The 26,849-nt window shown below is 40.9% G+C and carries 23 protein-coding genes; 17 read left to right on the top strand and 6 right to left on the bottom strand.

Translation table 11 applies throughout. The annotated features are described in order from the left end of the window. Positions 1–3: 3 nt before the first annotated feature. The 5 genes from ACSFVZ_RS00385 (at position 4) to ACSFVZ_RS00405 (ending at position 6,109) form a co-directional block, all read left to right on the top strand. Complete coding sequence (locus tag ACSFVZ_RS00385; protein WP_435557986.1) at positions 4–2,031, top strand: type IV pilus secretin PilQ; 2,028 nt, start codon at positions 4–6, stop codon at positions 2,029–2,031. Between the two features lie 179 nt (positions 2,032–2,210). Next, positions 2,211–2,729 (top strand): shikimate kinase AroK, encoded by a 519-nt coding sequence (gene aroK / locus ACSFVZ_RS00390; RefSeq protein ID WP_036973192.1) that lies wholly within the window; start codon positions 2,211–2,213, stop codon positions 2,727–2,729. Between the two features lie 28 nt (positions 2,730–2,757). Next, positions 2,758–3,828, top strand: coding sequence for a 3-dehydroquinate synthase (gene aroB, locus ACSFVZ_RS00395; protein WP_135922742.1), 1,071 nt, complete (start codon positions 2,758–2,760; stop codon positions 3,826–3,828). Further along, complete coding sequence (locus ACSFVZ_RS00400) at positions 3,828–5,204, top strand: AAA family ATPase (protein ID WP_435557894.1); 1,377 nt, start codon at positions 3,828–3,830, stop codon at positions 5,202–5,204. Before aroB ends, ACSFVZ_RS00400 begins: the two co-directional genes overlap by 1 nt. 53 nt (positions 5,205–5,257) lie before the next feature. Further along, complete coding sequence (locus tag ACSFVZ_RS00405; protein WP_138557075.1) at positions 5,258–6,109, top strand: Dam family site-specific DNA-(adenine-N6)-methyltransferase; 852 nt, start codon at positions 5,258–5,260, stop codon at positions 6,107–6,109. Here ACSFVZ_RS00405 and ACSFVZ_RS00410 read toward each other — a convergent pair. After that, on the bottom strand, positions 6,072–6,257 hold the full coding sequence (locus ACSFVZ_RS00410; RefSeq protein ID WP_135922739.1) for a DUF2970 domain-containing protein: 186 nt from the start codon (positions 6,255–6,257) through the stop codon (positions 6,072–6,074). The genes ACSFVZ_RS00405 and ACSFVZ_RS00410 overlap by 38 nt on opposite strands. 4 nt (positions 6,258–6,261) lie before the next feature. Further along, positions 6,262–6,558 carry a hypothetical protein gene (locus ACSFVZ_RS00415; protein WP_135922738.1) on the bottom strand — a complete coding sequence of 99 codons (297 nt, stop codon included), beginning with the start codon at positions 6,556–6,558 and terminating at the stop codon, positions 6,262–6,264. A gap of 333 nt (positions 6,559–6,891) precedes the next feature. Between ACSFVZ_RS00415 and rpe the strand changes: the two genes are divergently transcribed. From rpe to trpS, 3 genes are read left to right on the top strand one after another with little or no spacing between them, the layout of a single operon-like run. Continuing rightward, complete coding sequence (rpe, locus tag ACSFVZ_RS00420; RefSeq protein WP_435557895.1) at positions 6,892–7,575, top strand: ribulose-phosphate 3-epimerase; 684 nt, start codon at positions 6,892–6,894, stop codon at positions 7,573–7,575. Further along, complete coding sequence (locus ACSFVZ_RS00425) at positions 7,575–8,240, top strand: phosphoglycolate phosphatase (protein WP_435557896.1); 666 nt, start codon at positions 7,575–7,577, stop codon at positions 8,238–8,240. The genes rpe and ACSFVZ_RS00425 overlap by 1 nt, the downstream gene beginning before the upstream one ends. A 50-nt stretch (positions 8,241–8,290) precedes the next feature. Continuing rightward, positions 8,291–9,295 carry a tryptophan--tRNA ligase gene (gene trpS / locus ACSFVZ_RS00430; protein ID WP_063699907.1) on the top strand — a complete coding sequence of 335 codons (1,005 nt, stop codon included), beginning with the start codon at positions 8,291–8,293 and terminating at the stop codon, positions 9,293–9,295. A gap of 133 nt (positions 9,296–9,428) precedes the next feature. Here the strand turns inward: trpS and ACSFVZ_RS00435 are convergent, their stop codons facing one another. From ACSFVZ_RS00435 to uvrA, 4 genes are all read right to left on the bottom strand, one after another. Further along, entirely contained in the window at positions 9,429–10,322 is an 894-nt protein-coding gene (locus tag ACSFVZ_RS00435) for a TraB/GumN family protein (protein ID WP_435557897.1), read from the bottom strand. 54 nt (positions 10,323–10,376) lie between these two features. Then, positions 10,377–10,568, bottom strand: a complete 192-nt coding sequence (locus tag ACSFVZ_RS00440; RefSeq protein ID WP_135922734.1) for a hypothetical protein — start codon at positions 10,566–10,568, stop codon at positions 10,377–10,379. Between the two features lie 303 nt (positions 10,569–10,871). Next, positions 10,872–11,927: a hypothetical protein gene (locus tag ACSFVZ_RS00445; protein ID WP_435557898.1), complete on the bottom strand. Its 1,056-nt coding sequence runs from the start codon at positions 11,925–11,927 to the stop codon at positions 10,872–10,874. 12 nt (positions 11,928–11,939) lie between these two features. Continuing rightward, positions 11,940–14,759: an excinuclease ABC subunit UvrA gene (gene uvrA / locus ACSFVZ_RS00450; RefSeq protein WP_138557070.1), complete on the bottom strand. Its 2,820-nt coding sequence runs from the start codon at positions 14,757–14,759 to the stop codon at positions 11,940–11,942. Between the two features lie 162 nt (positions 14,760–14,921). On the opposite strand from uvrA, the gene ACSFVZ_RS00455 reads away from it, so the two are divergent. From ACSFVZ_RS00455 to ACSFVZ_RS00495, 9 genes are all read left to right on the top strand, one after another. Beyond that, positions 14,922–16,289, top strand: a complete 1,368-nt coding sequence (locus ACSFVZ_RS00455; RefSeq protein ID WP_135922731.1) for an MFS transporter — start codon at positions 14,922–14,924, stop codon at positions 16,287–16,289. A 20-nt stretch (positions 16,290–16,309) separates the two neighbouring features. After that, positions 16,310–17,002 (top strand): single-stranded DNA-binding protein, encoded by a 693-nt coding sequence (ssb, locus tag ACSFVZ_RS00460; protein ID WP_135922730.1) that lies wholly within the window; start codon positions 16,310–16,312, stop codon positions 17,000–17,002. A 141-nt stretch (positions 17,003–17,143) separates the two neighbouring features. Then, on the top strand, positions 17,144–18,439 hold the full coding sequence (locus tag ACSFVZ_RS00465) for a tyrosine-type recombinase/integrase (RefSeq protein WP_435557899.1): 1,296 nt from the start codon (positions 17,144–17,146) through the stop codon (positions 18,437–18,439). A gap of 1 nt (position 18,440) precedes the next feature. Next, the gene (locus ACSFVZ_RS00470; protein WP_435557900.1) at positions 18,441–19,979 is read left to right on the top strand and encodes a site-specific integrase; all 1,539 of its coding nucleotides are present in this window, start codon (positions 18,441–18,443) and stop codon (positions 19,977–19,979) included. Then, a complete protein-coding gene (locus ACSFVZ_RS00475) occupies positions 19,972–22,062 on the top strand; it encodes a hypothetical protein (protein ID WP_435557901.1) in 2,091 nt (696 codons plus the stop codon). The genes ACSFVZ_RS00470 and ACSFVZ_RS00475 overlap by 8 nt, the downstream gene beginning before the upstream one ends. Continuing rightward, positions 22,055–22,471: a hypothetical protein gene (locus ACSFVZ_RS00480; protein WP_435557902.1), complete on the top strand. Its 417-nt coding sequence runs from the start codon at positions 22,055–22,057 to the stop codon at positions 22,469–22,471. The genes ACSFVZ_RS00475 and ACSFVZ_RS00480 overlap by 8 nt, the downstream gene beginning before the upstream one ends. Further along, complete coding sequence (locus ACSFVZ_RS00485; protein ID WP_435557903.1) at positions 22,468–22,896, top strand: VPA1267 family protein; 429 nt, start codon at positions 22,468–22,470, stop codon at positions 22,894–22,896. The genes ACSFVZ_RS00480 and ACSFVZ_RS00485 overlap by 4 nt, the downstream gene beginning before the upstream one ends. After that, on the top strand, positions 22,893–25,130 hold the full coding sequence (locus ACSFVZ_RS00490) for an AAA family ATPase (protein ID WP_435557904.1): 2,238 nt from the start codon (positions 22,893–22,895) through the stop codon (positions 25,128–25,130). The genes ACSFVZ_RS00485 and ACSFVZ_RS00490 overlap by 4 nt, the downstream gene beginning before the upstream one ends. A gap of 152 nt (positions 25,131–25,282) precedes the next feature. Next, entirely contained in the window at positions 25,283–26,836 is a 1,554-nt protein-coding gene (locus tag ACSFVZ_RS00495) for a S1C family serine protease (protein ID WP_435557905.1), read from the top strand. Positions 26,837–26,849: the final 13 nt, after the last annotated feature.

The raw sequence follows: 26,849 nt of genomic DNA on the forward strand, positions 1-26,849 counted from the left end.
CACATGCGAAAATACATGTTCGCTGCATTAACCTTACTGGTAGCGCAGTCGGTAGTCGCTGCACCTGTACTTTATGATGTGCGTTACAATCCAATCATGAAGGATGAAACGCAGCTGCAGCTAGTCTTTGATGAAGCCCTTACATTTGAGCCTAAAGTTCAGGTTTATAACGCACCAGCTCGGATAGAAATGTTATTTGACGATGTCGGTGTTGATAAAGAAGTTCAGACTGTAAATATAAACCAAGCAGGTATTCAGCAAGTCACTAGCACAATGACAACGGACGGTTTAAAAGTTGTTGTTATGTTGGATAAATTGAAAATTTATAAAACAACAGCTAAAGATAATGTTTACACGCTGCATGTTTCAGATAACCCAATTGCCAGTGATGAATCGACTGATCCATTATCAGCCTCAAGTAACTTTATAAATACTGTACAATCCATTGATTTTCGTCGTACTGAAAAAGATGAAGCTTGCTTATTGGTGTTTTTACAAGGTACTCAAGCTGCGATTGATGTACATGAAAGCGGTGGTAAAATTATTGCAGAATTCCATCATACGGATATTTTAGACGAGCTTCTGTATGAACTAGACGTTATTGACTTTGGTACCGTTGTAAGCAAAATCGAGACATTCAAAGAAGGAACAATGACTCGTATAGTGGTAGAGCCAAATGCTGCGTTTAAATTTACTCACCAACAAATAGAGAACATCTTTACCTTAACAGTTGAAAAAGACGATACTCAACGTGCATACCTAGACGGCGGTATTGAATATCAAGGTCGTCCTATGAGCCTTAACTTCCAAGATATTCCAATTCGCTCTGTGCTACAGATTATTGCGGGCTATAACGAGTTTAACTTAGTAACAAGCGACTCTGTAACAGGCAATATTACGCTTCGTCTAGAAGGTGTTCCTTGGGATCAGGCTTTGGATGTTGTGCTTAAAATTAAAGGTTTGGATAAACGCATGGATGGTTCTATTTTGATGGTTGCACCATCTGAAGAACTGGCAGCGCGTGAAGCCAAAGAGCTCAAAGCTAAACAGCAAGTCGAAGATTTAGAGCCTTTATACAGTGAATATATTCGCCTTAATTATGCCAAAGCTGAAGAGTTTGCTGATTTATTAAAAACCGATACCAACAGCATTATTTCTTCACGAGGCAGTGTTTCGGTTGATAAACGTACTAACACATTATTAATTAAAGATACTTCTAAAAGTATTGATAGTGTTCGCCGTATGGTTGAAACCCTTGATATTCCAGTAAAGCAAGTGGTGATTGAATCACGTATGGTTACTGTGAATGATAACGTGCAAGAAGACTTAGGCGTACGTTGGGGCATAAGCGATGTCGGCAGTGACGGTGCTATCTCTGGGACTCTTGAAGGCGCCGGAGGCATGTTTGGTGCTGGCTCTTACAATAACATCCCAAGTTTAGCTGACCGATTAAATGTAAACTTACCAATTTCAAGCCCAGCGGGAAGTATTGGTGTACAAGTTGCCAAATTAGCTAACGGCACCATTTTAGATTTAGAGCTCAGTGCTTTAGAAGAGGAAAACCGAGGTGAGATCATCGCAAGTCCGCGTATCACTACGGCTAACCAACAAAAAGCACGTATTGAGCAAGGTACCGAAATTCCTTATGTTGAAGCTGCATCAAGTGGTGCAACAACGGTTACCTTTAAAAAAGCGGTATTAAGTTTAGAAGTAACGCCACACATTACGCCTGACAATAAGGTGATTTTAGACCTAGTTATCACACAAGATACACGCGGTGATACGGTGCAAACACCAACGGGTTCAGCGGTGGCGATTAATACTCAAGAAATCCAAACACAAGTGTTAGTAGAGAATGGCCAAACAGTTGTTCTTGGTGGTATCTTCCAACAGCAAATCGTTAACTCAACGAAGAAAGTTCCTGTACTTGGAGACATTCCATATTTAGGAACCTTATTCAAAAGCACCAGTGAGTTTAATGAAAAGAAAGAGCTGTTAATCTTTGTAACACCAAAAATTCAATTGGATTAAGTGATTTTTTCTTAAGCAACGAGCAATTAGCATGTTTAATTGCTCGTTATATGGCTTTTTATGCTAATTGACTTGAAATACCCAAGCAATTACTGAGATAATCCCCTCCTTAATTTTGGGGCCAGGTCGTTAGGCGGGGTTTTATTTCAAATTTTAGAGTTCGTTTGTACTAAAAAGATATGGCTGAGAAACGTAATATATTTCTAGTGGGCCCTATGGGGGCTGGCAAAAGCACAATTGGTCGTCACATTGCTGACCAATTACACCTTGAATTTTTCGATTCAGATCAAGAGATCGAGCGACGCACAGGAGCAGATATTGCTTGGGTGTTCGACCTTGAGGGTGAAGAGGGCTTCCGACTTCGTGAAGAAACTGTTATTTCAGACCTAACTGAGATGCAAGGTATTGTACTTGCAACAGGTGGTGGCTCTGTGATCAGTAAAGAAGTACGTAATAAGCTTTCTGCTCGCGGTATTGTTGTATACCTAGAGACACCTATCGAAAAGCAAGTTGCACGCACGCAGCGCGACAAGCGTCGCCCATTATTGCAAACAGAAGAAGCACCGCGTGATGTATTAGAGCGCTTAGCTGAAGAACGCGAACCGTTATACAAAGAAGTGGCTGATTTTGTTGTCCGCACTGATGAGCAAAGCGCTAAAGTTGTTGCTAATCAAATCATTGAGAAATTAGATTTTTAAAACCAATAATTAAAAAAGGAAACTAGCGATGCTTGAATTAACTGTTAATTTGGACGAGCGAAGTTATCCTATTTATATTGGTCAATCTGCTCTTAAAGACACAGGTCGATTACGCGAACACATTGGCGATTGTCGACCTATCATTATCACCAACGACACCATTGCACCTCTATACCTTGATGATGTAATGGCGTCATTGGCTGATCTTAACCCGTTATCTTTTTCTATACCTGATGGTGAACAATATAAGTCACTAGAGTGGTTTGAGAAAATTTCGGCATTCTTACTCGAACATAATTGTGGTCGTGACACCTGCCTTATTGCATTAGGTGGTGGTGTTGTGGGCGACTTAACCGGTTTTGTTGCTGCCTGTTATCAGCGCGGTGTGCCTTTTATTCAAGTGCCTACTACCTTGCTATCACAAGTTGATTCATCAGTTGGTGGTAAAACCGCTGTTAATCATCCGCTTGGCAAAAACATGATTGGTGCGTTTTACCAACCGCAAGCCGTTTTTATCGATACCCAATCACTACATACTTTACCTGAGCGAGAGTTCGCAGCAGGCATGGCTGAAGTGATCAAGTACGGTTTAATCTATGACACAGAACTATTTGCTTATTTAGAGCAAAATATCGCTAATCTTAAATCACTCGATGAGCAAACATTACAGCATGTTATTTATCGTTGCTGTGAAATCAAAGCCTTGATTGTTGCGCAAGATGAAAAAGAAGCAGGTTTGCGTGCGTTATTAAACCTGGGTCATACTTTTGGTCACGCTATTGAAGCGCAAATGGGCTATGGTAATTGGTTACACGGCGAAGCTGTTGCTGCTGGCATGGTGTTAGCAGCACGTTTAGCGCAAACTCGCGGTGATTTAACTGCAGCTGAAGTTGAGCGCATAGTGCAATTGATTGCTCATTACGATTTACCTGTTGATATTCCAGCTGAAATGACTAGCGAGCAGTTTTTAACGCATATGCGTAAAGATAAGAAAAACAAGAAAGGCACGATCCGGTTTATTCTTCCTACCCAATTTGGTCAGTGCGCGCTGGTAAGCGATGTTACCGATCAGCAGGTTTGTGATTTAATAGCGCGCTAATGCAATCGCAAATATTGCCTAGCCGTGCTGCGCTAGTTGATCGAATCGCTCTGCAGTTTGAATATGGGCAGAATTTAATTTGCTTACTTGGCCCTTCAGGGCTAGGTAAAAGTTACTTACTAGAAACATTCATCACTGATAAGTACGCTGAGTTTAACAAAGCATTTGTACAATTGTCTGGCAAAATGACAGATCAACAGCTGCTTACAGAGCTACTCGAACAAAGCTTTAGTAACCCACTTATCGATCATACCCAAACGTTATCAGAAAACTTTTATAACCTGTATAAGCAGCAACCTTGTGGTGATTGCTTGTGGGTGATTGATGGCGGGCGTCATTTATCTGAGGAAATGGTTCATCAACTCGAGATACTGGCAAAAAAAAGCCCAAGTACCTTATATATTTTGATAGCATCTCAGTCTGTTGGGCAATTCACACAAGCTGTTGAAATTCACCTAGAGGCACTTAATCTTAGTGAAAGTAAGCAGTTGATGCGTTGGTTTTTCGATAGCCTTCCGGTAGAAGAAGATCCTGTTTTTCGAACCTTTTTGCAAGAAGCTCATGGTAATCCTGCATTATTACTTGCATGGCAACCAGATCAACAAACTGCAGATATTCGCCCCACAGAAAAGAGCTACAAACCGTTGTATTTAACCCTGTTGTTAATAACAACTATGTTATTAATTATTGGCTTTTTGTACAAAGCAGATATGACCCAATGGTGGAAAGCACATTATCAACAAGAGGAGAGTGCCACTATTGCTACGGCTCTCCCAGCAGAAAAGGTTACTGCGGCTCAACAGAACAGCGATGAAACGCTATCAGAGCCGAGCAGTGCGTCAGTAGAGCTTGATAATAATACTGTGACAGTTCAACAGTCAGAAGCTCCAGCAGTAAGCCATGAAAATAATATTGCTGCAATTGTTGATAGTCTTGCTAGTGCAAAACCTGAAGAGCAACAGGCCAAACCAAGTAGCGAAGAAATTGCCGCAGTATTGACTGACGACGCCTTAAATCCTCCTCCAGCTGATATTGAGGCAGTTAGTACAGAAACAGTTGAAAAAGCGCCGACAGTGAGTGCAAATGCATGGTATTTAGCAGAGCCAGACGAGCATTTTGTAATACAGCTGTTAGCTGTTACTAAAAAAGAAATCACTGATAAGTTTATTACAGAGAACTCATTAGAAGGGCAAGTTAATACGTATCAAACTTTGCGAGGTGGCAAAGTGTGGTGGATTGTAACTTATGGTAGCTATGCCACCTTAAACGACGCGAAAAATGCGTTATCGACACTACCGAATAAAGTGCGTAAAAATCAGCCTTTTTATAAAAAAATAAGTAAAATTAAGCAAGAAATTGCTTCACAGGATCAGTAAATTAAAACTGATTAGTGTAGAATCGCGCAATATCGAATTGAAGTTAAGAGCAGATGCAGCAAAAGACCAGAGCCTTCCTTAAATGGGCAGGTGGAAAATACAGCCTAGTTGAAGATATTCATGCCCGCTTAAAACAAGCGAGTTTGGATGCTGATACTTTAGTTGAACCTTTTGTTGGCGCTGGCTCTGTATTCCTCAATACTGACTTTAAGCATTATATTTTAAATGATATCAATGCTGATTTGATCAACCTGTACACAGAGCTTAAACGCACGCCGGATGAATTTATTAGCGATGCAAAAAAGTTATTTGTTGAGCTAAATAATCACCCAGAAGCTTACTACGAATACCGTGTTCAATTTAATCAAAGCAGTGATGTATATGAACGTGCAATTTTGTTCTTATACATGAACCGTCATGGGTACAACGGCCTATGTCGTTATAACCTAAAAGGGATTTTTAATGTTCCTTTTGGAAAATATAAGCGCCCATACTTTCCAGAGAAAGAAATGAATTTCTTTGCTGAAAAAGCGCAACAAGCAACTTTTACCTGCTTAGGTTATGACGAAGTGTTTAAGCTTATTCCTGAAAACGCAGTAGTGTATTGTGATCCACCCTATGTACCACTCAGTAAAACGGCGTCGTTTACTTCCTACGCTAAAGGCGGTTTTAATTTAGATGACCAAGCTAACTTGGCTAATTTAGCTGAGCAGGCTGCATTCGAAAATAATACGCCCGTACTTATTTCTAATCACGATACAGTGTGGACTCGTAAAATCTACAGCCAAGCATCACTTGATGAGATTAAGGTGAAGCGGACAATAAGCCCTAAGGGTGGTTCACGAAATAAAGTGAATGAATTGATGGCTATGTATTTAGCACCAAAGAAACCGCGAAATAAATAGCAGCAATAAAAATAATAAACAAAATGACTGCAATCACAATGATGGCCAGTGGTGAATGCTCTTTGAAGTCTGCTTGACGTTTTTGCTCTGACTGCACACCAAAAAATGCCGCAAAGACACTTTGTAATGCACTAATAAAGCTGCTCATCTAATTAGAATTTTGAGCTTAAGCTACTAACGTTCTTTGACTCTTCGCTACTTGTTAAAAGCTCAAGTAAATCGAGGTAGTGGAATTGTGCGCTACGGCTGTCACCAGTCAACCAAGAAAACCATCCAGTTTCTTGTTCTGCTTTCATACATTGAGCAGAAGATGATGATGCGTTTAGCGTATTGCATGAGCAACCAGACGCCGTTGCTAAAAACTCGTCTTCATCGGCAGATGAAAAAGATACAAACGTAGCAACAGTAAGTGCGGACGCGATTAAGATCCCTATTTTAAAAGCACGCATGAGAATAACCCTTGTTTGTGTTATTTAAACAAGCATACCTAATAATTGCTCAAATAACAAACTTAATTCATGCTGAATTGATTAAAAAATTAATAAAATTAGCGCGTTAAAGTTAATTTTATGTTTAATTTTTGTTTTGTTTTTTGGTGCTTTTGACATGTTTAATCGGTTTAGGTAGCAGGTCAGCTAGTTAATAGTTCTTATATTCGAATGATCTTAAAGGCTTTCTACTATTTAGCTAAGTATTTACCCTGTGTCGTACTGTTTTAATCAGTAAGCGATTAGGTTACATTAAGCGCTCCTTTAGCGTAGCAAATTATTATTGGATCACTCATGTTAGAAACCTTACAAAAGTATTTAATAGCCCCTTCAATTTTATCGGCTGACTTTGCTCGCTTAGGTGACGATGTCGATCGTGTTCTTGCAAGTGGTGCTGACGTTATACATTTTGATGTAATGGATAACCATTACGTGCCTAACCTCACATTTGGACCAATGATTTGTAAAGCGCTGCGAGATTACGGCATCACAGCACCAATTGATGTACATCTGATGGTAAAGCCAGTTGACCGCATTATTCCTGATTTTGCTGAAGCAGGGGCGTCGATTATCAGTTTTCACCCAGAAGCCAGTGAGCATATAGACCGCACTTTGCAATTAATTAAAGATAACGGCTGCCAAGCTGGATTAGTGTTTAATCCTGCAACAAGTTTAAGTTACCTTGAACATGTGCTTGATAAAGTTGATGTAGTGCTATTAATGTCGGTTAACCCTGGCTTTGGTGGCCAAAGTTTTATTCCACATACTCTCGAAAAGCTCCGCCAAGCACGTAAAATTATTGATGCTTCAGGTCGCAATATTCGTTTAGAAGTTGATGGTGGTGTCGGTGTTGATAACATTGCCGAAATAGCAGAAGCGGGCGCTGATATGTTTGTATCAGGCTCTGCAATTTTTAATCAACCAGATTACAAAGCGGTCATCGATGCGATGCGCAGCGAACTTGCGAAGGTTAAATAATGAAATACGATGCGGCATTTTTCGATTTAGATGGCACCTTGGTCGATAGCGTTTATGATTTATACATTGCGATGAACCTGACTTTAACCGACTTAGCGTTTCCGGTTGTTTCACAAAAGCTAGTAGAAAGCTGGGTCGGCAATGGTATTGAAACCTTAGTTAAGCGTGCTTTGAGCGGTGACATGCAAGTAAGCGAGCATTTGGATGAAGCCCTTGCAGAGCGTGCTATTAATTTGTTTTATCAGCACTATGACCAGGTTGTGGGTGACTATAGTGCGCTTTATCAACATGTTGAAACGGGGCTTGCTGCACTTGCTGGTGTTCCTAAGGTGGTGATCACCAATAAGGCACGCCGTTTTACCGAAAAGCTACTTGATAAACTCTCATTGACCAGTCATTTCCAGTTTATTGTCTGTGGCGATGATATGGCAAAAAAACCATCACCTGAGCCATTGCAATATGCTTGTCAGCAACTTGATGTCAGCCCTGAAAAAGCGGTTATGATCGGCGACTCAAAAAGTGATATTTTGGCAGCAAAAGCTGCAAATGTTGACGTTGTTGCACTGGGTTATGGCTATAACCAAGGTGAAAACCTCGCTGATTTCAATCCAGAGTACCTCTGCGAGAATTTCTTAGATATAATACCCGTTCTTACCCAAAGGTAAGTGCATTTTAAATTCGTCTTTTTAGTTTAGTAAAAATATAAAGGAACATCATGAGTAAACCAGTAGTGTTAAGTGGCATTCAGCCAACCGGTGGTATGACAATAGGCAACTATGTTGGCGCTATTAACCAGTGGCTTAAGCTACAGGAAGACCACGAAAGTTTCTTTATGTTAGTAGATTTGCACGCCATTACAGTTCGCCAAGATCCAGAGCAATTACGCTCGCGCGTGCTGGACGGGATTGCGCTATATGCTGCATGCGGTATCGACCCAGAGAAAGCTGCGTTATTCGTGCAATCTCAAGTGCCAGAACATGCACAGCTGAGCTGGGTATTAAACTGTTACGCGCAAATGGGTGAGCTTAATCGTATGACGCAGTTTAAAGATAAGTCATCTAAACATGCGAATAACGTGAATGTTGGCTTATTCTCTTACCCAGTGCTGCAAGCGGCAGATATCTTGTTATACCAAGCGGATCAAGTGCCAGTGGGTGAAGATCAAAAGCAACACCTTGAATTAACACGTGATATCGCAACACGTTTTAACAACCTATACGGTGACGTGTTCAAACTACCTGAGCCGTATATTCCTGAGTTCGGCGCACGTGTAATGAGCTTACAAGATCCGCTGAAGAAAATGTCTAAGTCAGATGAAAATCCAAACGGTTACATCATGTTATTGGATGAGCCGAAGAAGATTGAAAAGAAACTGAAAAAAGCAGTAACCGATTCAGACGAACAAGCACGTATTTACTTTGATCGTGACGAAAAACCAGGTGTATCTAACCTACTTACTTTATTATCAGTTGCAACTAAGCGCTCAATCGAAGACTTAGTTCCTGAATACGAAGACAAAATGTATGGTCACCTGAAAAAAGACACTGCAGCAGCGGTTGTTAATATGATTGAGCCAATTCAAGCGCGCTTTAAAGAGATCCGTGAAGATCAATCACTACTTGATAGCATTATGAAATCAGGTGCTGAAAAGGCGAGTATTCGCGCTGAAAAAACATTAAAAGCTGTGTACGATGCGGTAGGTTTTATTCCTCGCCCGTAAGCTTGCAACAAATAATTGAAATAAAAATACCGCTTAACAGCGGTATTTTTTTATCCATTAAAAACTCAGCACAATTAAAACAGTAAAAAAACACATCAGCGCGGCAGCAGTTTTGTCTGTTTTTTCCATTTTTTTATTCCTCATCTGTGTTCAACTGTTTAATTGCATAGCCTTTATTTTTTAATAGGCCTAACAAGCTATCTTCACCAGCCAAGTGGGCTGCACCAACGAGCACCAGCTCTTTTTGATGATTAGTAAAATAGTGCTCTATCTTACTAAGCCAGGTTAAATTACGTTGCTTAATTAACATTTCATAAGTAAGGGGATCACGTTGTTTTAGTGGTAGGGTAGTAAGCTTAGCCATTGCTTGCATATCGCCATTTCGCCATGCATCGAGCATTTCAACATACAGTTGCTGGAAGTCAGAAACTTGTGCCAATAGTGATTCTATAAAGGCATTCTCATCTTCATTGCCTAATTGTTTAAACAAATTTAACTGGAAAGCTAAGGTTTCAAGGTAAGCTATTTTTTTATTATCTTGTTTGGCCTGTTTCGCAAGATAGCTATCGACGCCTTCACCTAAGAGCTGCTGTTTTTGTAACTCTAACGACAAGATTAGCAAGCTCACCATAAAAGGTCGAAAGCTATCCAGTTCATAGAGATGCATGCCATAGCTATTAAGCTGTAAGTTTAATTGTTGTTTAACTTTTTCTGTCAGTTTGCTACTTAAGGTTTCACCTGCTTGATAGCTAAGAGCTTTAAGCAGGGTTAGTTGTGCCGAGCTATCGCTTGGTGCAGGTACATCGGCTTCAAGCACTAAGGTATCTATCAGTTTATAAGCCTGATTAAATTCAGTGGGAAGTGGCAGCTCTTTAGAAGGTAAAATATGAATTGAACCAGCAAGATAAATATATTCATCACCTTTACTTACCTGCCAAATGGCACTTTTAGCGATGCTAAAACTACTTGCTAATAAGCCTGATGTAGCAATGAATGAGATGAGCAAGTATCGAGTTAATGTTTTCATTATTTTAGCCTGTTAATTGATGAGGTTTGCCCAGCATGCTGGGCAAACTAGCTGTTAGTTATTGAGCTGTTGTTCAATTTGGTGATCAATTTTATTGTTCATTTGCTCAATAGAGGCGGCTATAGATGTCTCTAACTGTTGATCTAGTTTTTGAGCACCTTGATTATTTAGTAAAGTATTCGGTGCAGTAATAACGAGTGCAGCGACTGCTAGTAGTGGCATCATTTTTAAAATTGAATTGCTCATAATGTAATTCCCTTAATTGGTTGATTGGTTTTATCAACGAGGCAAAAGTGGTTGGTAGCCCGTTGATGGAAACTACAATAGCGAGGAATTCGGATAGAGTCGCTTATCTAGTTCTAAGCGATTTATTTATAAGGTTTTGAAAATTTAATTAAATTAATTTCAATGGTTTAAGTCCAATCCTTATGGGCCGAAATAAGGTTTTAAAGCATATTATTTTTGAGGGTTTGCTTTATCGAGGGCTATTATTCTTTCACTGGCTGGCAGAAGCGCAGCAAGCCTCATTAATAAAAGAGGATTACTGCGTTACTTTGCAACAGGGGTAACGCCTGGCGAGTCACACGCAATGACTTCAAATCGATAGCCATATTCAGCATTGTGATCAGGGGTTACTTGCACTATTTCGTAATCATTCAGCTCAACAGCTTTACTGTTTTCAGCCTTTAAACAGCGCGAATAACTATCGGCCTCAAAGCTGTAAGCAAACATGGCAATTAAGCGTTTGCTGCGCTCAAAATAACCTTTGGTATCTAGAAACTGACGTAAGTTTTCGGCGGTTTCGCTGTCACCTTCTATATTAACGTCTTGGCTTGGAGCAAAGCTTTCTTCATTACCAGGAAGTTGTTGCTCGAGCTTTTCACCGAGTTGTTCGACTGCTTTTTGCTGCTCTTCACCTGATTCTTTAGCAATGACTTTGCTATCTAAAAAGGTGCTAACCATGTTGTCGAGCACTTCTTCAGGTGGTTTGTCATCAAGAAACGAAATTAGGTTAATAAAGACCACTGATGCTAAGACAAAGCGCACGATGGCAGTTAACAGTGGTGAATAGCTTTGACTAATAAACTTAACTCGCTCAGAGCCAAAGGGTTTTATTAGCAATAAAACAAAGATATAGAAGGGTAAAAAAAGTTGAAATAACAATAAAGTACCTAGGGTTATTCCCATTGCCCAAGGTGGTAAATATAAAAGGGTGGCAAAGTTGTGGGTGTAATTAAAGTGACTAGCTGAGACATGAGTTACATCATTAACTATGCCGCTCGCACCGGCCAACACAAAATTAGCGATACTGGCATAGAAGATTAAAATCAGTGCTTTGCCGGCAAGCGAGTGCCAAAGTTGGTTAAACTTGGGCCAAAATTCAATAACAAGCGCAATAATGGTGATGGTGGCACTTAACCAGCCCGATTGCAGAACAATCAGGCTGCTTAATGCTAAAAGATAGAGCTTTTGTGCGGTACTTAAGTTAAACCAAATGGCTTGTAATCGTTCAACCAGCATCGTTTTATGAGGCTGCCAGCTACGTTGCTGTTGTTGAAACTGTTTATTAGCGCGCCATTTTGCAATTTTTAAATACCTACGCACGCAATATCCTTTTTATAGTAGTGGTTTTAAGTACCTTCCTGTGTGTGAACGCTCACAGTCAGCGACGTCTTCAGGTGTACCAGAAATTAAAATTTCACCACCGCCAGAGCCACCTTCAGGGCCTAAATCGACAATCCAGTCTGCAGTTTTGATCACATCAAGGTTATGCTCAATAACAACAATGGTATTACCGTGATCGCGTAAGCGGTGAAGTACTACTAATAATTGCTGAATATCAGCAAAGTGTAAACCCGTAGTTGGTTCATCGAGGATATATAAGGTTTTACCGGTATCGCGTTTTGAAAGTTCGCGAGCCAGTTTCACACGCTGTGCTTCACCACCCGAGAGGGTAGTAGCAGCTTGACCTAAGCGAATATACGACAAGCCAACATCCATTAAAGTTTGCAGTTTACGTGCAATGGCCGGAATTTTATCAAAATAGTCACGGGCATCTTCAACGGTCATTTCGAGTACTTGGTGAATGTTTTTACCTTTGTACTGTACTTCGAGGGTTTCGCGATTGTAGCGCTGACCTTTACACACATCACAAGGTACATACACATCAGGTAAAAAGTGCATTTCTACCTTGATCACCCCATCGCCTTGGCAAGCCTCACAACGGCCACCTTTAACGTTAAAGCTAAAGCGACCGACTTTATAGCCACGCGAACGGGCTTCTTGAGTGCCTGCAAATAGCTCACGAATACCAGTAAAAATACCGGTGTAAGTGGCAGGGTTTGAGCGCGGAGTACGGCCAATAGGGCTTTGGTCAATATCAATCACTTTATCAAAATGATCTAGACCCTTGATTGACTTATACGGGGCCGCTTCAGCAGTCGTTGCGCCATTTAACTCGGTGTGAGCCAGCTTAAATAAAGTGTCGTTGATAAGTGTCGATTTACCTGAGCCCGATACACCTGTGATACAGGTCATTAAGCCAAATGGAATACGTAAATCAACGTTCTTTAAGTTGTTACCTGTGGCACCAAATAGCTCAAGCCATTTGTCGTTGGTTTGATGGCGAGCCGCCGGTACTTCGATTTTCTTTTCACCAGAGAGATACTGACCGGTGATAGAATCTTTACTTGCTAGAATATCGTCATGGGTACCTTGTGCAATAACATGGCCGCCATGAACACCAGCACCCGGGCCGATATCGATAATATGATCGGCAGCGCGAATGGCATCTTCGTCATGCTCAACCACAATGACGGTATTGCCTAAATCACGTAAGTGAATAAGGGTTTTTAGTAGGCGGTCGTTATCGCGTTGGTGCAAACCAATTGATGGTTCATCCAGTACGTACATAACACCAACAAGGCCTGCACCAATTTGGCTTGCTAAACGAATACGCTGAGCTTCACCACCTGAGAGGGTGTCAGCGCTTCGCTCAAGTGATAAGTAATTAAGGCCTACATTAATTAAGAAAGATAAACGGTCGCGAATTTCTTTGAGGATTTTATCGGCAATTTGGGCACGCTGACCAGTTAGGCTTAAGCTATCAAAAAATGCCATGCTTTCACCAATACTCATTGTGGTGATGGCAGGTAGATTGGTTTGGCCAATAAATACATGGCGAGCTTCTTCGCGTAATCGAGAGCCATGACAGCTTGGACACGCTTGGCTCGTTTGGTATTTAGCCAGCTCTTCGCGCACCGAGTTTGATTCTGTTTCGCGGTAGCGGCGGTTCATATTATTTAAAACGCCTTCAAACTCGTGGTTACGCGTAATTAAATCGCCACGGTCGTTACGATAGTTAAAGGCAATTTTAGTTTTGCCTGAACCTTCAAGAATAACTTTTTGTGCTTCTTTACTCAGATTTTGAAACGGCGCTTCTAAATCAAACTTGTAATGCTCCGCAACTGCTTGCAGCATTTGGAAATAATAAAAGCTGCGTTTGTCCCATCCTTTAATTGCGCCGCCCGACAAGCTTAGCTCTGGGTTTTGCACTACACGGTTTGGATCAAAATACTGACGTACACCTAAACCATCACAGCTTTGGCATGCACCTGCTGGGTTATTAAACGAGAATAAACGCGGTTCAAGCTCGCCCATTGCATAGCCACAGGTTGGACAAGCAAAGTTAGCTGAAAACAGCATGTCTTCGCTAAGAGAGTCATCCATTGCCGCTACATGAGCTATACCGCTTGAAAGCTCAAGCGCCGTTTCGAATGATTCAGCTAAACGCTGTTGTTGGCCATCTTTTACTTTAAAGCGATCAACCACAACTTCGATAGTGTGCTTTTTATGAAGCTCAAGGGTTGGTGGATCTGATAAGTCACAAACCTCGCCATCAATACGGGCACGAATAAAGCCTTGGCTTGCAAGTTGCTCAAGCAGCTTAACATGTTCACCTTTTCGGTCTTTCACAACTGGTGCTAATAGCATTAGCTTGCTACCTTCTGGTAGGGCTAAAACCGTATCGACCATTTGGCTGATAGTTTGTGCTGCAAGCGGTAAGTCGTGAGTAGGACAGCGTGGCTCACCTACACGGGCAAATAATAAACGTAGGTAATCGTAAATTTCGGTGATGGTTCCGACTGTTGAGCGCGGGTTATGCGAGGTTGATTTTTGCTCAATAGAGATTGCAGGCGATAAACCTTCGATGTGATCCACATCGGGTTTTTCCATCAGCGATAAGAACTGCCTTGCATATGCAGAGAGTGATTCAACATAACGACGTTGCCCTTCTGCATAAAGCGTATCAAACGCTAAAGACGATTTTCCTGAACCAGATAGGCCAGTGATAACTATCAGCTTATCACGGGGAATGGTTAGGCTGATGTCTTTTAAATTGTGCGTACGGGCGCCTCGGACTTCAATGTTTTCCATGCTATCTCGTTTTGTTACCTAATTATTTTTTCAGTATCTCACAATACGCGATAAGATTAATCCTTGATCAAAGAAAAAATCATCACTCACAGGTGATTATTTAGTTTTTGCTTGTGGTAGAATCCACGCTCACATTTTAACAGACAGCAAGATCAGTAATTCATGACAGCATCTTCACTCAACTCTCGAGAAAAACGCGCTGCCGTTTCGTTGGCGAGCGTATTTGCATTTCGCATGCTTGGCCTATTTATGCTGATGCCAGTATTGGCAATTTATGGTCAGCAGCTAGAAGGGTTTTCGCCACTATGGATTGGCTTTGCTATCGGTGCTTATGGTTTAACGCAAGCTGTATTACAGATACCTATGGGCTGGTTATCGGACAAAATTGGTCGTAAAAAAGTCATTATTGGTGGTCTTTGTGTGTTTGCGCTTGGTTCTGTGATAGCGGCAACAGCTGAGTCAGTACAAATGGTGACGTTAGGGCGTGCATTACAAGGTATGGGCGCAATAGCCAGTGCATTGTTAGCACTTGCTTCTGATCTAAGTCGTGATGAACAGCGTCCAAAAGTAATGGCCGTCATTGGTATGTGTATTGGTATGAGCTTTGCCGTTGCTATGTTACTTGGGCCAATAGTAGCCGCATCATGGGGTGTTGCAGGAGTATTTTGGCTTACCGCAGGGCTGGCGCTTTTAGGTATTTTTATCGTGTTGTTTTTAGTGCCAAATGCAGTTAGTAAAGCCCCAAAAGGCGACACGCTTGCAACACTTGATGACATTAAGCAACTTATTAAACACCCACAATTAGCGCGCCTTGATTTTGGGGTGATGCTGCTTCATCTTACATTAACTACCGTATTTGTAGCATTACCAGGTCAGCTTATTAAAGATGGATTGATTGCAGATCATCATTGGTATTTATACATACCTGTATTATTTTTAGCATTTTTCTTGATGGCACCTATGATGATAGTGGCGATTCGCAAAGAAAAAGAAAAACAAGCATTCATTGGCTCAATCGCACTGCTGGTGTTAAGCATGTTAGCCATGTCGCTATGGGTTGATTCGGTGATTGGCATTGGTATTTGTATGTTGGTTTACTTTATTGCTTTTAATTTTTTAGAAGCCACCATGCCAGCTCTTGTTTCGCGTATTGCCCCTGCAAACCAGAAAGGTTCTGCAATGGGGGTGTTCTCATCAACGCAGTTTTTTGGTGCCTTTTTAGGCGGTTTATTGGGTGGCTATGTTGCCCAAGCATTAAGTGCGCAAGCAGTGTTTGCGGCAGCGGCACTTGTTGGGGTAATATGGCTTATCATTGCTTGGAATATGCAAGTCCCACCAAGAAGTAAAATAATTAGCTTAATGACCGAATTAAGTTCAGAGCAGCAAGCACAAGCACTTGCTTCTCGTCTTGTTGCTTTACCGGGCGTCATTGAAGCAACGGTTGTTTGTGATGAAAATCGCAGCTATTTAAAGATTAATGACAAAGAATTTGACCTAGACCAAGCACGTAAAGTTGCTGGTTTAATCTAACGTTTTATAGGAGAAGTTCCATGGCACGCGGTGTGAACAAAGTTATCTTGGTTGGTAATTTAGGCCAAGATCCAGAAGTACGTTATATGCCTAATGGCAATGGTGTAGCGAATATCAGCATTGCTACGACTGATAGCTGGAAAGATAAAAACACAGGGCAAATGCAAGAGCGTACTGAATGGCACCGTGTTGTGTTATTTGGCAAACTAGCTGAAGTTGCTGGTGAGTATCTTCGCAAGGGCTCACAAGTTTATATTGAAGGCCGTTTACAAACGCGTAAATGGACTGATCAATCAGGCCAAGAAAAATACACCACAGAAATCGTGGTAGATATGGGCGGTCAAATGCAAATGTTAGGTGGCCGTGGTGGCGATCAACAGGGTGGCGGCTATCAAGGTGGTCAATCACAAGGCGGTTACCAAGGTGGTCAACAGCAAGGTGGCGGTTACGGTGGTGGCTCACAACAAGCACAAAGCAATAACAGCTATGCACCACAGCAACAGTCTGCACCAGCACCACAGCAACAACGTCCACAGCAGTCAGCGCCGCAACAACAAAACAATAACCAATACGGTGGCGGTTATGGTGCTCCACAGCAAAGCAGTGCACCACAACAAGGCGGTTTTGCTCCTAAGCCACAAAATGCACCACAAGGCGGCGCATCAAACCCAATGGAACCACCAATCGACTTTGATGACGATATCCCGTTCTGAGGAATACATAAATAAAAAATGTAGATTAAAATAATTAAGGGCTTGTTTTTACAAGCCCTTTTTATTTTTTGTGAATTTTTGTGTTGACAATAATGGTTCTAGGTACTATACATAAGTAAAATGTTTATAAAGGGTTGTTTCATGTCACAAATTAGAGATCTGATTTTTAGTAACGGTGAGCGATATCCAATCTTAATGGAAGAAAATGGATTACCTAATTATTGGGTTACGTTGTATGTTACTGAAAAATTGAGAACATCCCACACACAGTCAGCAATATCCAACTCACTTGGTCATCTAATCCATTTAAAGCTTTGGGAAAATATTAATGATAGAGATCTTGTTTCTGAGTTTGAGCAAGGCCGCTTATTAACTGACGAGGATGTTTATTCCATACGAGATCATTGCACACTAGATACAAGGAGTTTAAAGAAGTGGCTAAAGACATCCGAGAAGAATGTCGTTAAGTTCGCAGCGGCATCAACAGCTAGCGTAACACCAATACAAAAAGTATCTAACGATCATGCTTCAAACCGAATGAGTCAGGTCGCTTCTTATCTTGAGTTTTTAGCTAGAACAATTCTCAAAACGAAATTAATTGAAGAAGATGTTTCAAATAATATTGAAGCCATGAAAAGCCTACTTTTGGCAAATAAACCTAAAGGCAGCAGTGGTAAGGGACTTACTGCTGATCCAAATACTAAAGCTCCGCCTCCTAAAGCGTTTGAACGAATTTTAAGTATCGTTAAGGAGACTTCACCTGATAACCCATTTAAGGGCGAAGAAGTTAAATTTCGAAACGCAGTGATATTTGAGGTTATGGAAGCAACAGGGATGCGTGCCGGAGAAATTCTAGGCTTGCAGATCCAAGACATTGATTTTCAGAAAGGGAAGGTAGCAGTTGTTCGTAGGCATGACGCTGTTGAAGATCCTCGTAAGAAACAACCTGTGGCGAAAACTAACGAACGCTCTATTCCTATTGATAAAAAAATCACTGATAGGTTGCGTGAGTACATCATGGATAGAAGAGCGAAAATACCTGCTGCTAGAAAGCACCCGTATGTTTTTGTTACACATAAACATGGTAAATATCACGGTAAACCAATCTCGAATAGCACTTTCGTTAACAGAGTGCTGAAGCCTGCGGTTGCGATTCATCCAGAATTACTTGAAGAAATTACCCGTCATGGTTTTCGTCACAACTTTAACTACAAGCTTTCTAAGAAGATAGATGCGATTAATAAAGCGGCTAAAGAAAACCCTAAAATTAAACCTATTAATGAAAAGAAAGAAATTCAGATCCGAAAAGAGCTGAATGGGTGGAGTTCAGATAAAACGGCTGAAACTTATAACCTGAGACATATTCGAGAAGAAGCTGATCGAGTAATGCGAGAGGACATGGATCACTGGACTAACCGAGCTAAGAAGGACAAGTAGTATGCAATTAAAGAAGAATAAGGCTCTAGTCAGCCAGCACACAACGAAAAGCGGTTATCCGTTTTATTTTTCGGATATTGAGTGGAGGCTAGATGGTTCAACCGTAATTAATTTCCAGCGTTTGACCACTCTTGAACCAGAAACAGAAGAAGGTTTTAGAAAAGCTTTGTGCCGCTACGCTGAAGAACTCTCGGCTATGCATACTTTTAATATGTTTAATCGCTTCAATGCTTATATGAAGGCTACAAAAGAAGGCAAGCTGTCATTGCAAGGGTTAACAAATTATCGAGCGTCATTTGATTCAGATAGCGAGTATAAGCTAGGAGCACTCAAGGGATTCTTGTTGGCGTGGCATGAGTGGGGATTCAACGGGGTCAGCAAGGAAATTGCAGATTATTTAGAAGAGTTAACTTTAAAAGGAAACCCAAAAGGTAATGCCGTAAAAGGTGCTTGCCCATATTCTGGCCCTCTAACGCATAATGAGCTTGGAGCGTTAATCGACTGGGCATCAAACGCCTTTACTCAAGGAACTCTTAATTTAAAAGAATATAGCTGTTTTATGGCGCTGGTTTTAACTGGCCGTAGATATGTTCAGATCCGCTCATTACGTTCAGTTGATTTAATTGTTAGGGAAGACTCAAATGGTAACGACTATGTTATCAATTGTCCTAGAGCTAAACAGCGTGGTGTCGGTTTTAGGGAGCAATTTACACCACTGCCAATTAATGAAGACTTGTATCTTTTACTTCACAATCAACGTAACCAATCAATTCAGTATGTTGAAACTAGCTTGGGAGAAAAGCTACCTGCTTCTATGCGTGAGCAGATCCCAATTTTGGTTGAGGAAACAAGAGTTAATCGGTTATCAAGTATAGAGGAGTTAGAAACAAGACTTTCACAAACGCCAGACTACTTACATATGGCTGCTGATTCAGCATATGAGTTATTGCGAGGAGTGGCGATTAAAAACACAGCTTGCTCTGAACGAACAGGTGATTACATTAACTTCACTGCTTCACGTTTTAGATATACCAAAGGAACAAATCTAGCTCGAAGAGGGATTAGTGGTGTTGCATTAGCTGCTGCACTGGATCATACCGATACCCAAAATATTGGTGTGTACACAGAAAATACTGAAGAAACAGCAAAGCAAATTGATGAAGTTATGGCTCCTATGCTTGCGCCATTAGCTCAAGCTTTTTCAGGGAAATTAATTGCATCAGAACGTGATGCTGTGAGAGCAAATGACCCGAACAGCCGAGTGAAAAATGGCAAGTCTGAAAATGTTGGTAGCTGTGGAACTTATGCTTTTTGTGCTTCTGGATATAGGGCTTGTTATACATGTTCAAGTTTTGAGCCTTGGATTGAAGCACCTCATGAAGAAGTTCTCAATGAGATCTTAGCTGAAAGAGAGAAGCAAAAAGAGTTAGGCATATCCAGCAATGTTATTCAGTCTACAGATCGGCTTTTATTAGCTGTTCAACAAGTCATTGTGATGTGTAAGCAAGAATTGTCAAAAGAGGAGTGCGCAAATGGCTGATATTATTCACTTTCAACCAAAGCATGAGATAAGCGCTAAGCAAAATCTAGATAGCTTCATCGAGCACTGCAAGAACACTTTGACACTATATGATGATCAAGGTGGTTGGCAAAGTAACAACTGGCAACACAAGCAAAAAAGTCGATCAATAGCGATGACTTTTTCTAAATACAGAGCAAAGTCAAACCCAGCAAGTTTTGATCCCTTAGATGAACCCTTTTTGTCTTTTGCAAAAGCTTACATTCGCTATAACCAAAGTATCAAAGCCGTATCAAGCGTAACAAACAAAATGGTCGCATTACGCATGTTACATGACGCTCTAGTAGCCGTGCATGGTATTGCAAATGTACTGCAAACAGATGGACTGGTAATTGGTGAATTAGAGACTATCACTAAGCAAAGAGTTACCAATAAAGATCGAAGAAATAAGATTGGCTATCAGATTGAGATCTTATTGGAGTTCATTCGAAGCAAGCGAATTGTGCCTGCACTTCAATCGTGGAACAACCCTTGGCCTAAGGTGGGCGCTAAAGCTGAGAGAACAGATGAAGACTCACGTAAATGGCAAGATACTCGTTGCCCAAGTATGCACCAGATGCTTGCTTTGGCTGATTGTTTTGCTAATGCAGAAACTTTAGAAGATAAATACTGGTCGAGCGTTATCACTTTATTGATGTTTGCACCGGGAAGAGCTGGGGAACTATCAGAGCTAACCGTTGACTGCTTGCACCGAGGAGAAAATGGAGCGCTTGGCGTGAGGTGGTATGCTGAAAAAGGTTTTGGACATACGATAAAATGGGTTCCAGAAGCTTTAGAGCAAACGGTTATTGAAGCACATAGCAGACTTAAGGAAATAGGTAAGCCTGCAAGGGAAGCTGCTAAGTACGCTTATGATCACCCTAATGTGTTTATGCGCCACGCAGGTTGCTGCACGCCAGACGACTTTGCAGAAAACAAACCGCTAAATGCCTATCAATTTGCACATGCGATGAGCTTTACAGAGCAATCTATAACAAGTATGAAAGCTAAAACAAGTCAGTTTAGCAGCGTAACAGCATGGAATATGGTTGGTGGTAAAAATACAAAGTGGGTTCAAAAATTAATTGCCTCAGGTGAGCCTACTTATGAAGATTTAGCAAGCTTTGTTGCTTCAGAATATCAAACTCACGACTGGCCTAATCTACCTTCTATTCAACGCCCAGTATGGGAATCTTTAGTATTAATAAGAGATCGTGAGTTTCACAATGACTTTGACGTTAGAGAGTTCTCGTGGCGTTTACCAAGTGTTAACGAATTAAATAGCCAGCTATCTGAGAGAGCTGGTTTGAAAAATCCGATTAAAACATTATTCCAACGTATGGGCTATAAGGATGAAGACGGCTCCGATATTCGCTTAACTTCACATCAGATCAGAGTTTGGTTATCTACTAACGCTGAACGTGGCGGTATGGATGCGTGGCAGCTTGCAAGGTGGGCTGGGCGTGCTCGGATTAACGATAACCGTCATTATGACTTGCGTACACAAGATGAACGTGAACAGCAAGCTAGAAGCGTCCTTGAATTTAATGAAAGGCCAACAGCGTTAGAGGCTATTAAGATGAATTTGCCTGTTAGCTATAAGGATTTAGGGGTAAATCGTATCGGTATAGCAGATGTAACCGAATATGGTATGTGTGTTCATGATTACGCTATGTCGCCATGCACCAAAGGTGGAGAGTGCATGACATGTAAAGAGCATGTTTGTATCAAAGGTATGCCAAAAACACTTGAACGCATTATACGTCTAGAAAAAAAGGTCGAATCTCAATTTAATAAAGCGACAGAAGATAACGCTGATGGTGTTTTTGGTGCTGACCGATGGGTATCCCATTTGGGTTGGAAACTGGCTCATATTCGCACACAACGTGAGCGGCTCGAATCGGAAGATACGCCAGAGGGGGCAATATTGTGGATACCGCCTGAACATGATCCTAGCCCTGTAAAAAGAGCACTTGAGCAAAACGATTTAGAAATCAACGCTAGTGATCAAGATCTTGTTGAAGAATCTGAAGTGGCAATGTTATTGGGGATCGAAAATGCCTAAAAAAATCATTACTGAAAAAACATTACCATTAGCATTACATGAACTCGATAAGTGGTCAGGAAAGCTCACTTGGAATAGTTTTGCTGAGCAGCTTGCAAAGGTGCTTGGGGAAAAGAATATTAGTAGGCATACCCTGCTTTCGTACCCTGCTTTAGTTGAAGCTTTTAACGACAGAAAACAAAGCCTTAAAGAAGCAACTAAAGACGAAGAAAAAGACATTACACTTGAGTTTGCTAAACAGCAAATAGCCACTCTTGAAGCTAAAGTGGAAAGGCTGGAAAAGCAAAACGAAAAATTGCTAGAGCAGTTTGTTCGTTGGCAACATAATGCATATATGATGCCCAATGTTGATATGAAACTATTAGATAGGCAACTTGATAAGCCTTTACCTGAGGTTGATAGACGATGACCAAAGGAAAAAACGGACAGCAGATTGCTCAAGAGAATATCAAATTGGTTCAGACTTGGATTGATGAGCGTAATGCGGCCAGAGACTGGCATGAGTATGAATACAGCGGAAAAATAAATCGTAGAGTATTAGCCGAAGAACTGGGTTTTGCAAAGTCTGTATGTACGCAGAACAAAGCTGTAAGAGCACTAATTGAGGAAGCTGATAGCTATTGGTTTCGCAAGATTGATGAAGATAAAAAGTCTCATGAAGCGGCACGAGAAAGAGCTGAAAAACAATCAGGTATGGCGGCAGTAAGCAATAATGCGCTGACACAAAGAATTGCTGAGTTAGAAGTCGAAAACAGACAGCTACAACGTGAATTGACCAAGTTTAAAAAACAGCAAACGTTGATTCAATCTGGCGCAGCAGGGTTCAAGTTATGAGTGAAGTTGTCCACCTTCGTCAAATCATTCAAGTGAAGAAGCGGAGAGCTAATTCATACGCAACAGTTGATCTTGTCAACGCAGATGGTTCAATTAAAAAACGAGACAGAACAACCGTTGTTAAATTTCCAGAGCACGCCCAAGATACAGCTACAGCAGGCAGTTTATGGGAAGTTTCAGGTAGTGAACGACTTAATCATTTTACCATTAATGACTTTCCATTAAGCGAGTACACCATTGATGCTGACAACATCAAGTTTCTAAGACCTTCAGGCAGGATTTTATCTCGATGGATCAGCAACAACATCAAAGGTATCGGCAGCGTTATAGCTAATCGGCTTGTTAGACATAAAAAGCTAGCCGAACTAATTGAAACACAGGATATAGAAGCTCTACTAAACATAGCAGGCATGACCGAAAATCGTGTAAAGGACTTAATAGAAAATTGGCCTACGGATGCACTTTTTAACACAATCAATTGGCTTGAAGAGCAGAATTTGCCATTGGGTTTTGGTGAAAAGTTAGTGACGATATTTGGTGAAGAAGCGATTGGTAGAATCAAAGAGCATCCTTTTATCCTAGTGGCAATGGGGGCTTCTTTTGAACAGGTATCACAACTGGCATTAAGGCTTGGTTTTACTTTAGAAGACGAAGTAGTTGTTGCTGGCATCGCTCAATATGCGGCAGTTAATCATGCCAATAAGACTGGTTCAACAGTGATAACCATTGATGAACTAAACGCAGAATACGCTAAGCTTATGAACTCTAAAGCTCCTAATAATGTTGGTGAAATAGCCTGTCAGCAAGGTTTGTTGGTGCAAGTTACAGGAGGTTATCAAGTTTATGGTAAAGCCTTGATGGAAGCTGCTGTTGCTCAGTTTATTGTTGATGCGCACCAAAGACCAGCAGGTGAAGGTTGTTTATTGGCTGGCTGGGAATGTAATTTATCAAAAGAATTGGTTGAGACTGCTTTAACGGACTATGAAAGCACACTGGATTTTAATTTAACTGCCGATCAGCGAGATGCTGTTGTCGGTGCTGTACTTGCTCCTGTATGTGGTATCTCAGGTGGTGCAGGAACAGGCAAAACAACGATGCTAAAAGCTGTATTAGGTGTATATGACCGAGTAGCACAAGGAATACAGTGCTATCAAGTGGCTCTAGCAGGCCGTGCAGCACAGCGTATGGCGGAAAGCACCCAAAGGCCAGCCCAAACCATTGCAAAGTTTATTGGTGAGCATCTAGGCGATAATAAGCCTGATTTACCTGAGCAAATACTGTTAGTCATTGATGAATCGTCAATGGTGGATCTTCTGTCTATGTATCGACTAATAGGCATATTGCCAGATGCCGCTAGAGTAATTTTTGTTGGTGACACAGCTCAATTGCCACCTGTAGCTAACGGTTTGGTATTCCACGCCTTGACTGAAACTCAGATTCCATTTTTTAACTTAAGGCAGGTTAAGAGGCAAAACGAACAAAGTGGAATACACAAGTTTTCGACATCTGTTAGAAATGGGCTATTTGACCTTCCTGAGCTTACTAAAAACACACTTAGGGAGAGTAGCGACTGCTCGATTGAAACAAAGCCCACAATAGAAAGGCTCATAGCGCTTTGGCAAGAGTCTGGCGGTATTGAACAGAGCATTGTTTTATCACCCATTAAAAAAGGTGAATTTGGCGTAAATAACCTGAATGTTAAACTTCAAGCTTCTGTGGGTAATGACCGAAAAGCCGTTTACTTTCAAGACTCACAAAGAGGATGGATTCCTTGGATTACATCAACTGGCTCACGATTATTGAAAGGAGATCCTGTATTAGTCACCGCAAACAACTACGATGAAGATGCCGATCTTAGAAATGGTGACTTAGGGCTTGTTGTTGAAGTCTTTGAACAACCTGATGAAGATGGTGTTGTTGCTGTTATTGAAGTAAATAACGACTTAATTAATGTCACGGCTGAGCTATTGGAAAAACTGCACCTTGGGTATGCAATTACTATCCACAAATCACAAGGTTCTCAATGGCCTAATTGCTTTGTCATGTTACCCAATGAAGCGGAAAAAATGATAGACCAGACATTGCTATATACCGCATCAACTCGACCAAGTGAAAGGCTTGTGATGATGGGCGATGAAAGTGTAATTGAAAAGGCGATTAAGATGGGTTCAAGGGCATTAAATCGAGCAACTTTTCTGAGAGAAAAGATAAATTTAGCATTTGAGCTGATTTAGTCTGGAAGGGGAATTCATTGGAAGTGTAAACTTTGTAATAGGTTTGTTTAATTTAACTACTTAGTAAATGAGACCAGTGACATAATATTTTTAATTGGTTATATTTATTTCAATAAAAATATAAGGCAAAAAAGATTATAAAGGGAATTGGTATGAAAAAGATTTTACCATTAGCCATAGGGAGCTGCATTCTATTAATTGGCTGTAATTCCACACCAAATTATCGAAAAGTTTCTGAATCCGAAATTACAAACCACCAGAGCCAGATTACAGACTTTCAAGCCGGAAATTATTACCCGCAATGGATTCAGCCTTCAAATAAATCTGAAAAATGCGAAATGCTTATGGAAAGCTATACTGAGCAACCCCATCAAGGCACAGTAGAATGGGATGGAAACTGTAAAGACGGCAAAGCCGAGGGACTTGGTAAAATTAGTGTTACAAATGGTAGTGTTAGAGGTTTTGAGATTACTTACCATAACAAAGGAATTACTGATCAACACTATTATAAATGGGTCGAAGGAACAAATAATGTAGAGTTTGGCACCTATATTCGTGAAAATGCTCAAATGACTAAGCAGTTAGCAAATAATGCGACTTTAAAGCCAAATGGAGATATTGATCTCATCTATTATCAAGGGGAGCAAAGTCTTACCACAGGTATATTCACTGGTATTGGAAGAAAGAGCTACGCTGATGGATTTGCTAAACTATCAGGACAATTCGGCAACTTGCGTTTTTTCGGAGCCAGAGAGTTCTTTGATCAAAATAACCAGCCAGCTTATACAACTTGGGGCTTCTACGATATGAACGCTGACAAGCCTGACAAGTATATTGTAGTGAAAAATAAACATGGGGTATTTCATCAGAAATGGCAGTTTGGTACTCAAAAAGAAAATGTTACCTTACCAGAGAGTTATACGGATGAAACTTTAAAAGTATCAATTCAAGCCTCGACATTGGCAAATAGAGCAAACAGTGCAGGAAAGCTTGCACTAGCTATGAAGCAAAGATATGACTCTCAGAATGTTAATTCGTCAACCGTGACAACAAAACCTGACAACAAAAAGCCAGAGTTGTCTAAAGGTATTTCTACAGGCACGGGCTTCTTTATTTCTAGTGATGGTTATGTGCTTACCAATAGTCACGTAATAGAAGGTTCATCTAACATTTCAATCATTCTAAATGGTAAATCTGTATCGGCTACTCTAGTTGATTATGACCCTAGCAATGATATCGCCTTACTGAAAGTAGATAAGGCAGTTGAAGGTTTACCGATTGAGCTTAAAAACAAAACAAAGCAAGGAACCGCAATCGCCATTTTAGGTTATCCAAATATAGGCTTACAAGGCAACGAACAAAAAGCGACATTTGGGTATGTTAATGCCAATTCTGGCATCCAAGGTGATACTCGGTATTTTCAAATTGATTCCCCTATACAGCCCGGAAACTCAGGTAGTCCGATGGTAAATAATCAAGGTGTTGTCATTGGAATTGCTTCAGCATCGTTAAATCAATCAGCAGCTATTAAAGCTACGGGAACATTGGCTCAAAATGTAAATTATGCCGTTAAAATAGCTTATGCATTGCCAATGCTGATAAATCACGGTGTAGACTATATTGAACCAGTCAAGCCAAAAGCCTTAGAAAAAACAGAGCTGATAGAGAATATTTCTAATAGTGTAGTGCTTGTTGTGGCAGAGTGATGTAGGTCATGTA

Origin of the sequence: Pseudoalteromonas nanhaiensis (assembly GCF_051235485.1) — a bacterium.
GTDB lineage: Bacteria > Pseudomonadota > Gammaproteobacteria > Enterobacterales > Alteromonadaceae > Pseudoalteromonas > Pseudoalteromonas lipolytica_C.

Coding starts and splice junctions, on each gene's coding strand:
- ACSFVZ_RS00385 (WP_435557986.1), top strand. CDS start 4: ATGCGAAAATACATGTTCGCTGCATTAACCTTACTGGTAGCGCAGTCG.
- aroK (WP_036973192.1), top strand. CDS start 2,211: ATGGCTGAGAAACGTAATATATTTCTAGTGGGCCCTATGGGGGCTGGC.
- aroB (WP_135922742.1), top strand. CDS start 2,758: ATGCTTGAATTAACTGTTAATTTGGACGAGCGAAGTTATCCTATTTAT.
- ACSFVZ_RS00400 (WP_435557894.1), top strand. CDS start 3,828: ATGCAATCGCAAATATTGCCTAGCCGTGCTGCGCTAGTTGATCGAATC.
- ACSFVZ_RS00405 (WP_138557075.1), top strand. CDS start 5,258: ATGCAGCAAAAGACCAGAGCCTTCCTTAAATGGGCAGGTGGAAAATAC.
- ACSFVZ_RS00410 (WP_135922739.1), bottom strand. CDS start 6,257: ATGAGCAGCTTTATTAGTGCATTACAAAGTGTCTTTGCGGCATTTTTT.
- ACSFVZ_RS00415 (WP_135922738.1), bottom strand. CDS start 6,558: ATGCGTGCTTTTAAAATAGGGATCTTAATCGCGTCCGCACTTACTGTT.
- rpe (WP_435557895.1), top strand. CDS start 6,892: ATGTTAGAAACCTTACAAAAGTATTTAATAGCCCCTTCAATTTTATCG.
- ACSFVZ_RS00425 (WP_435557896.1), top strand. CDS start 7,575: ATGAAATACGATGCGGCATTTTTCGATTTAGATGGCACCTTGGTCGAT.
- trpS (WP_063699907.1), top strand. CDS start 8,291: ATGAGTAAACCAGTAGTGTTAAGTGGCATTCAGCCAACCGGTGGTATG.
- ACSFVZ_RS00435 (WP_435557897.1), bottom strand. CDS start 10,322: ATGAAAACATTAACTCGATACTTGCTCATCTCATTCATTGCTACATCA.
- ACSFVZ_RS00440 (WP_135922734.1), bottom strand. CDS start 10,568: ATGAGCAATTCAATTTTAAAAATGATGCCACTACTAGCAGTCGCTGCA.
- uvrA (WP_138557070.1), bottom strand. CDS start 14,759: ATGGAAAACATTGAAGTCCGAGGCGCCCGTACGCACAATTTAAAAGAC.
- ACSFVZ_RS00455 (WP_135922731.1), top strand. CDS start 14,922: ATGACAGCATCTTCACTCAACTCTCGAGAAAAACGCGCTGCCGTTTCG.
- ssb (WP_135922730.1), top strand. CDS start 16,310: ATGGCACGCGGTGTGAACAAAGTTATCTTGGTTGGTAATTTAGGCCAA.
- ACSFVZ_RS00465 (WP_435557899.1), top strand. CDS start 17,144: ATGTCACAAATTAGAGATCTGATTTTTAGTAACGGTGAGCGATATCCA.
- ACSFVZ_RS00470 (WP_435557900.1), top strand. CDS start 18,441: ATGCAATTAAAGAAGAATAAGGCTCTAGTCAGCCAGCACACAACGAAA.
- ACSFVZ_RS00475 (WP_435557901.1), top strand. CDS start 19,972: ATGGCTGATATTATTCACTTTCAACCAAAGCATGAGATAAGCGCTAAG.
- ACSFVZ_RS00480 (WP_435557902.1), top strand. CDS start 22,055: ATGCCTAAAAAAATCATTACTGAAAAAACATTACCATTAGCATTACAT.
- ACSFVZ_RS00485 (WP_435557903.1), top strand. CDS start 22,468: ATGACCAAAGGAAAAAACGGACAGCAGATTGCTCAAGAGAATATCAAA.
- ACSFVZ_RS00490 (WP_435557904.1), top strand. CDS start 22,893: ATGAGTGAAGTTGTCCACCTTCGTCAAATCATTCAAGTGAAGAAGCGG.
- ACSFVZ_RS00495 (WP_435557905.1), top strand. CDS start 25,283: ATGAAAAAGATTTTACCATTAGCCATAGGGAGCTGCATTCTATTAATT.